This window comes from Kitasatospora griseola, from assembly GCF_014648555.1.
Lineage (GTDB): Bacteria > Actinomycetota > Actinomycetes > Streptomycetales > Streptomycetaceae > Kitasatospora > Kitasatospora griseola.
In genome coordinates, this window is record NZ_BMRI01000087.1 from 1 (window position 1) to 4,351 (window position 4,351).

A 4,351-nucleotide genomic window follows, 5' to 3' on the forward strand; every position below is an offset into this window, starting at 1 on the left:
CAACACGTACTCGTGCTCGCCAGCCCGGAGCCGGACTCGAGTGGCGGTCGTCCTTCGGGACGGCCGAGGATCGCAACCGTAGCGGCCCCGTCTACCGATTCCGCCGCACCGACGGGTGGCGGTCGTCCTTCGGGACGGCCGAAGATCGCAACCCCGCGCCGACCTGGAGGTGCTCGCCGACCTGCTGGTGGCGGTCGTCCTTCGGGACGGCCGAGGATCGCAACCGCATGGAGCACGGAGCCAACCCGGTCGGCCAGGCGTGTGGCGGTCGTCCTTCGGGACGGCCGAGGATCGCAACCGGTCCCTCGACGCCGCGCCGGACCCCGCCGCCAGGTGGCGGTTGTCCTTCGGGACGGCCGAGGATCGCAACCCGGACTGGCGCAAGGTCTTCCACGAGATGCTCGACGTGGCGGTCGTCCTTCGGGACGGCTGAGGATCGCAACTCCCGGTCCGAGCGCAGCTTCGCGACCGTGTCGTGGCGGTCGTCCTTCGGGACGGCCGAGGATCGCAACGCCGCCACGGGCACGACGTGGACCAGGTCGTGGATGGTGGCGGTCATCCTTCGGGAGGGCCGAGGATCGCAACCTCGCTTCGACGCTCATCGACGGCGCGATCGGCGAGGTGGCGGTCATCCTCCGGGACGGCCGAGGATCGCAACTCCTTCTCGGTGGGCCCGGCCGGGCTGGTTGGCACGGGTGGCGGTCATCTTTCGGGACAGCCGAGGATCGCAACTACCTGGTGGGCGAGGTCACCTACGCGGTCCGCGGCGGTGGCGGTCATCTTTCGGGACGGCCGAGGATCGCAATCTCCGGATGGTGTAGTCGAGGATGGCGTGGAGTCCCAGGTGACGGTCATCGACGGGTTGTTCAGGTCGTACAACCCGGAGCATGGGCAGAGCGATGGCGTCAAGCCTCGGACTGGTCCCCCGAGCGGGTCACAGCGAGCCCCGAGAATTTCGGTGAGACCGAAGGAAATAGATGGGGTCTGGGTTTGATGCGGCCATTTCTGGCTGACGTTCGGCTCGGGTCGAATTGATTTAACTCCGCGATGCCGGGTCTCTGTCCGGTGACGTCCTGGGCGATCCGCGGGAATCTCTGGATCCACGGCTGGAGTGGCGCTACCCTGGAGACATGAACGCCACCCGGACCCTCCGTCAAGCCCCTGGCCTGGGGACCAGCTGGGGACCACACGTCATGCGCGCTGGCGTGCGAGGTGCACGAAACGCGCTCATCTGCACACGCACGACGTGTGCGTGAGCGCATTTCAGGCAGGAATAGGGAGCTGGGGGTCAAGGGGTCGCAGGTTCAAATCCTGTCGTCCCGACTGTGAAGTCGGTTGTGAGAGCCGGTACTTGGGAAACCGAGTGCCGGCTCTTTCTGTTGTTGTGTCAGCTGGTGGTCGCATGGTGGTCGCCCGGCCACATCGGCCAGTCCTCGGTGGGGTCGTCGATGCGCGGGGTGCGGTTGGCGGGCCGTGGCCGGTGGGGGCGCGGGTGCTGGCGTGCGAAGTGGCTGGCGCGGCAGATGCGGGTGCCGAGTTGTTCGCGCTCGGCGCTGTCGAGGATCCAGGCGATGCCGTCGACGCCGGCGCGGGCGGCGCGGGGGGTGAGTTCGGCGTAGATGTTGGCGCTGGTGGACAGGGTCCGGTGGCGCAGGGTCTTGGACATGATCGGCAGGGGGACGCCTGCGGCGAGGCCGAAGCTCATCGCGAGGTGGCGCAGGTCGTGGAGGGCGATGCGGGGGACGCCGGCTTTGTCGCAGAGCAGGTGGAAGTGGTCGAGGACGGTCTTGGGGTGCAGAGGGCGGCCGTGGCGGTGGAAGACGTATCCGGTGGGGTCGGCGGTGTCGCCGAAGGCGCCGGTGCAGGCTCGGTTGTCGAGGGCGGTGGCCGCGCGGTGGGACAGGGCGACCCAGGTCTTGCTGTGCGGGGTCTTCGGGGTGGTGAGGACGAGTTGGTTGTTGTCGACGACGGACAGGGTGTGGCGGACGAACAGGACGCTCTCGGCCTGGTGGACGTCGCCCCAGTGGAGTGCGAGTGCTTCGCCTTTGCGCAGGCCGGTGTCGATCATGAGTTCGGCGAGGTCGGCGTAGAAGGGGTCGATGGCGCGGGTGAAGCGCAGGAAGCGGACGGTCTGGGCTTCGGTCCACAGGCGTCGGGGTGCGGAGGCGGGGCGTGGCAGCAGCGGGGGTTTGGCGATGTTGCGGGGCAGGCGGTCGTCGTTGACGGCGCTGGTCAGCGCGCTGGAGAGGGTCGCCATGATGCGGTAGACGGTCACGCGACTGCGGCCGGCGTGGAGTTCGCGGGTGACGTAGGCGCGCAGGTGCTGCCGGTTGAGGTCGCCGAGGGGGATGTCGCCGAGGGCGGGGACCAGGTCCTGTTCGACGTAGTCGCGGTAGCGGGCCATGGTGGTGGGCTTGAGGTGCAGCTGCTTCTCGTCGAGCCAGCCGCGCAGGTAATCGGCGCTCTTCTGCCGCGGGTCGATGACCACTCCCAGGGCCAGGCCCTGGTCGAACTGCCGCAGTGCGGCGCGCGCTTCGGCCTCGTCGGGGAAGCCTGAGCGGCGGGCGGTGTGGCGGCGGCCGTCCAGGGAGGGGACGTCGACGGCGAACGCCCAACTCCCGTGGTTCGCATCGGTGGCCAGGCGCGGGCAGGAGGTACCGAGCTGGCGGCGGCGGACGTCACGGCAGCCGCAGCGCCGGTAGACGCGGCCCCGCTTCGGGATGGAGGTGCTGCGCATGGTGATCGCCTCGAAAGGGCCGGGTGCGCGAAGGTCGTCCGCCTCCCAGTGTGCTCCGATGCTGCGACCACCCTGCGACCACCAGGACGGCAAGACGGCTCTGAGCTGCGGTTCTCCCTTGACCAGTCGCAACGGGCAGGCGGCAGCGGATCGTCCTGCTGGCGCTGACCGGTCCATCGGACGGGATCCTTGGAATCCGGTGGAGTGGGTCGGCGTAGCCGTCCCTGAGGCTGGGGCGGGTGATCAGATGAGCCGGTCATGGTTGGCGGCTGCGGCTTCGCGTACGAGCTGGGTGAAGTGTTCGCGGCTGCGGTCGATGCTGGGCTGTCCGGTCTGCTCGTCGTCGCCGAAGCCGTCCTCGTCGTCGAGTTCGTCGTATTCCTCGGGGAGGAGCCGGCAGCCGTGGATGCCGGCGAGGAGGTCTTCGAGGAGGTCGGGCGCGGGCCGCCGGGGATCGAGCGGGGTCAGGCGCAGGCCGGTGTCCTCGGGGTCGGTGTTCGGGCCGGTGTGCTGGGCGAGATCGTCGTCGATGTCTTCGAGTTGTTCGCGCAGGCCGGCGGGGTCGGGGAGGAGGCCGTCTGCGATGTGGAGGGCGTGGCGCACGAGGCCGGTGACCGCGTCGTATGGGGAGGTGCCGGCTTCGAGGAGGCCGAGGACGAGGGTGGGGGTTTCGTGGGGGAGGGCTTCGATGTTGTCGGCTTCGAGGAGCACGGGCGGTGGGGGAGTGACCGGTGGCTTCGGCCGTGACGTCGGCCGCGGCGGCGAGCCAGTGGGCTGCGACGACGGCGGCGGCAGTGGGGTCGATCTCGGTGAACAGCGCCGAGGGGCCGAAGGGGTCTTGTTCGAGGAGGTGGTCGGCGGCGACCTGGGCGGGGGAGGAGCTTTCGCGGCTGAGGAGGACGGCCTGGCGGTCGCGGCCGGTGAGGTCGCCGAGTTCGGCGTTCTCCACGGCGGCGAGTTCGGTGGCGGTTTCGGTGAGGACGGCGGCGGTGAGGTCCGGATTGTCGAGGGTGTGCAGGGTGCGGCCGGCGCGGTGGGCGGATTCGACCAAGGGGCTGTATTCGACGTCGAGCATGCCGTCCTGGGGGAGGTTGGGCTGGGTGATGGCACCGGGGACCTCGTCGAACGCCTTGCGTTCTTCGGCGCGGTGCCAGCCCTCGGAGTTGGGGTCCTAGGAGGCGGCGGCGGCGCCGGCCGGGTGGGTGTAGGTGCGCAGCGCCGCCTCGGACCGGTGAGTGAGGGCGCGGGCCAGCCGCATCGGCGCGGCCGTGTTCGTGTCGGCCGGGAGGGCAGTGATACGGGTGGCGAGGTCGCCCTCGCCGGTTCCCCAGGTCGCGATCAGCTCGTGCTGTTCGGGGTCGATGCTGTAGCGGGTCACTGAGCCGTACCTCCGGGATCCGCAGGACACCTCGCTCGGCGGCTTCATATTCTGGCGCACCGTCAGGTGTGCCAGCGGTTCGGTCGGCTGTCTCGGGTTGGTTGCCGTAGGGCGAAAGCGCAGGGTGTCTGGATGGCGATCCTGTGGTGGCTTGCTGGACTAGGTCGCGTATTTGGTCGTGATCAAGCGGCAGCTTTGGTGAGGTCCTTGATCCAGATCATCGCGCCGCGAAGGTG

4 protein-coding genes are annotated in these 4,351 nt (G+C 69.4%); all 4 read right to left on the reverse strand.

From position 1 onward, the window contains the following. Positions 1-91: 91 nt before the first annotated feature. The 4 genes from IEZ12_RS40870 to IEZ12_RS37130 all read right to left on the reverse strand — a co-directional run bounded on the left by IEZ12_RS40870 (position 92) and on the right by IEZ12_RS37130 (position 4,115). Positions 92-559: a hypothetical protein gene (locus IEZ12_RS40870; RefSeq protein WP_444542905.1), complete on the reverse strand. Its 468-nt coding sequence runs from the start codon at positions 557-559 to the stop codon at positions 92-94. Between the two features lie 828 nt (positions 560-1,387). Further along, complete coding sequence (locus IEZ12_RS37120) at positions 1,388-2,737, reverse strand: tyrosine-type recombinase/integrase (RefSeq protein WP_189278816.1); 1,350 nt, start codon at positions 2,735-2,737, stop codon at positions 1,388-1,390. A 243-nt stretch (positions 2,738-2,980) separates the two neighbouring features. Next, positions 2,981-3,448, reverse strand: a complete 468-nt coding sequence (locus IEZ12_RS37125) for a hypothetical protein (protein ID WP_189278818.1) — start codon at positions 3,446-3,448, stop codon at positions 2,981-2,983. 460 nt (positions 3,449-3,908) lie between these two features. Beyond that, positions 3,909-4,115, reverse strand: a complete 207-nt coding sequence (locus IEZ12_RS37130; RefSeq protein WP_189278820.1) for a hypothetical protein — start codon at positions 4,113-4,115, stop codon at positions 3,909-3,911. Positions 4,116-4,351 lie beyond the last annotated feature (236 nt).

Coding starts and splice junctions, on each gene's coding strand:
- IEZ12_RS40870 (WP_444542905.1), bottom strand. CDS start 559: ATGACCGCCACCATCCACGACCTGGTCCACGTCGTGCCCGTGGCGGCG.
- IEZ12_RS37120 (WP_189278816.1), bottom strand. CDS start 2,737: ATGCGCAGCACCTCCATCCCGAAGCGGGGCCGCGTCTACCGGCGCTGC.